The sequence below is a fragment of the Coleofasciculus chthonoplastes PCC 7420 genome (assembly GCF_000155555.1).
Classification (GTDB): domain Bacteria; phylum Cyanobacteriota; class Cyanobacteriia; order Cyanobacteriales; family Coleofasciculaceae; genus Coleofasciculus; species Coleofasciculus chthonoplastes_A.
On record NZ_DS989891.1, the window covers coordinates 1 to 2216 of the forward strand.

At 47.5% G+C, this 2216-nt stretch carries 4 protein-coding genes; 3 read left to right on the forward strand and 1 reads right to left on the reverse strand.

Features of this window, described 5'->3' with window-relative positions:
• From upp to MC7420_RS34615, 3 genes are all read left to right on the forward strand, one after another.
• A partial coding sequence (gene upp / locus MC7420_RS34605) for a uracil phosphoribosyltransferase (protein WP_006106655.1) occupies positions 1-638 on the forward strand: 638 nt, incomplete at its 5' end.
• Positions 639-827: 189 nt separating this feature from the next.
• Entirely contained in the window at positions 828-1169 is a 342-nt protein-coding gene (locus MC7420_RS34610) for a hypothetical protein (RefSeq protein ID WP_006106653.1), read from the forward strand.
• Positions 1170-1255: 86 nt separating this feature from the next.
• Positions 1256-1516, forward strand: a complete 261-nt coding sequence (locus tag MC7420_RS34615) for a YggT family protein (RefSeq protein WP_006106652.1) — start codon at positions 1256-1258, stop codon at positions 1514-1516.
• Between the two features lie 39 nt (positions 1517-1555).
• Here MC7420_RS34615 and MC7420_RS34620 read toward each other — a convergent pair whose 3' ends face one another.
• Positions 1556-1990, reverse strand: a complete 435-nt coding sequence (locus MC7420_RS34620; RefSeq protein ID WP_006106651.1) for a hypothetical protein — start codon at positions 1988-1990, stop codon at positions 1556-1558.
• Positions 1991-2216: the final 226 nt, after the last annotated feature.

A 2216-nucleotide genomic window follows, 5' to 3' on the forward strand; every position in this document is an offset into this window, starting at 1 on the left:
TACGTGTTTATGTTCCCCCTCATCCCCTAATCAAGCACTGGCTTGGTGTTGCCCGTGATGCAGCGACACCCTCCCCCCTATTCAAAAGTGCGATGACGGAGTTAGGGCGCTGGCTCACCTACGAAGCGATTCGAGACTGGCTACCGACGGAAGAGTTAATGGTTCAGACTCCCCTAGCCCCTTGTCCAGCCACAATGGTGAATCCAGAGACTCCTTTAGTCGTCGTGCCGATTTTACGGGCGGGATTAGCCTTATTAGAAGGGGCGCAAACCTTATTGCCCTTGGCATCCATTTACCATCTAGGCATGGTGCGCGATGAAGGAACGTTAGAAGCAAAGTGTTATTTAAATAAATTGCCCCAACAATTTGATCCAGGTACCCATATCTTAATTACCGAACCCATGCTAGCAACGGGAGGTACAATGATGTCCGCGATCGCAGAACTGACCCAGCGAGGTGCTGACCCAGGATTTATCCGGATTATCAGCGTGGTTGCGGCTCCACCCGCCTTGCAAAAGTTAGGGGCTAATTATCCCACCTTAACCATATACACCGCCACAATTGACGAAGAATTAAGCCAGCAAGGATTTATCGTACCCGGATTAGGAGATGCAGGCGATCGCGCCTTTGGCACATGAAAGTAGGGAGAAAACTGGGGTTGTAGAGACGTAGCATGCTACGTCTGGGAGCAGGGGAAGCTGGGGAAGATAAGGGGTAAACGAATGACATAAGACATAAGACATAAGACGAAGATGTAGGCATCTGCATCAGCCAACCGTTAATCTGGAAAAGCAGTTGCGTTTTATTTCAAGGGTACGAAAGGAAAAATGAGTCAGCGTGATGGTTTTACAGGCGGACTTCTGGCGGGAATCGCTATAGGGGGCGTAGTCGGTGGCGTTATCGGAGCCATACTAGCCGGACAACGCAATAGTAGTGATGAAGAAGCCGATCCGTCTTTACTCAAATCCCGCCTCTCGGAGAAGAAAGCCATGAAAGGCAAAAAGTCTCAACTCAACTCCGAGGAGAGCATTGAAGCAGCACGTCGCAGTTTAGAAGACAAAATTGCCCAGCTTAATACAGCGATTGATGATGTGCGCCAGCAATTGGGTCCAGTGAATGGCAGTGGGAGTACAGAACTTACCGATAGGGAAGGTTCGCTCGATTCCTAAGCCGAAATGGAGTGATATCCGTTAAACTGACTAGAAAGGCACTATCATATCCGCCCTCTAAACTTAGTAAGGAAACATTTCAATTTATGCCTACAGCACTGGTAACCGAAAGTCTCGCCAATTTCCTCAACATCTATTTACTGCTGATATTTGTCCGCATTCTGTTAACCTGGTTCCCCACGGTTGAATGGATGAACCAGGTTGCTGGGTTCCTCAGCCCAATTACGGACCCTTACCTGAATATTTTCCGCTCCTTTATTCCGCCGATTGGAGGTTTGGACTTATCTCCTCTTTTGGCGATTATTGTCCTGCAACTTATCGCTGGACTGTTTGGAGGCATGGCATAGTCTTGGGTTAGATATTAATGAAAGTCAACACGCTTTTTTTTAGCGGCGGACTTTGCCCGTAAAGCCAGACGCTTTGAATTGTTCAAGCTGCAAGGGGGTGGGTTGATTAGCCGAAACCGTAATTCGCACTTCAAAATCACTAACGCCCGGTGGGACTTCATCAATGGCACCCAGCCGGGTACGATTTTGAAAGACAGGATTATGATTGGCATCATAAATCCGACCAAAAATGTCAGCATTGATCACGGGTTTACCTGACTTGTTGATGGCTTTGCCAGTGATGATGTAGCAATCGGCGGCTTGGATGGAACCGGGTGTGACCAATCCTTCGGAAAACTTGGAGGAACATTCGTGGTAAGACAGGTCAGATAGTTCTACCTGAACGAAGGCAAACGCAGCAGGGGTAACGACCCAACTGATCAGCCAAAACAGACAAGCAACTGTAATGGTAGTAAACCAACCTTGAATTCGCATAGCCGATAGTAATAATTATCTTAACTAAATCATTCCATTCCTCAGCATAGCGCGAATCCAGCCGCAAACAGTCCTTAGTTAGACGGCAAAATCGTCTATCGTCTCCTGAGCGATTATGATGCAATTAATTAGTCTGCACGCTATCACCAGCCATCAACCAGTCGGCTCTCCCGTACATAAGGTGATAAATTTTCCTTATATGTGTAGCGATTGGCTTGATTTGAAG

Coding starts and splice junctions, on each gene's coding strand:
- MC7420_RS34610 (WP_006106653.1), top strand. CDS start 828: ATGAGTCAGCGTGATGGTTTTACAGGCGGACTTCTGGCGGGAATCGCT.
- MC7420_RS34615 (WP_006106652.1), top strand. CDS start 1,256: ATGCCTACAGCACTGGTAACCGAAAGTCTCGCCAATTTCCTCAACATC.
- MC7420_RS34620 (WP_006106651.1), bottom strand. CDS start 1,990: ATGCGAATTCAAGGTTGGTTTACTACCATTACAGTTGCTTGTCTGTTT.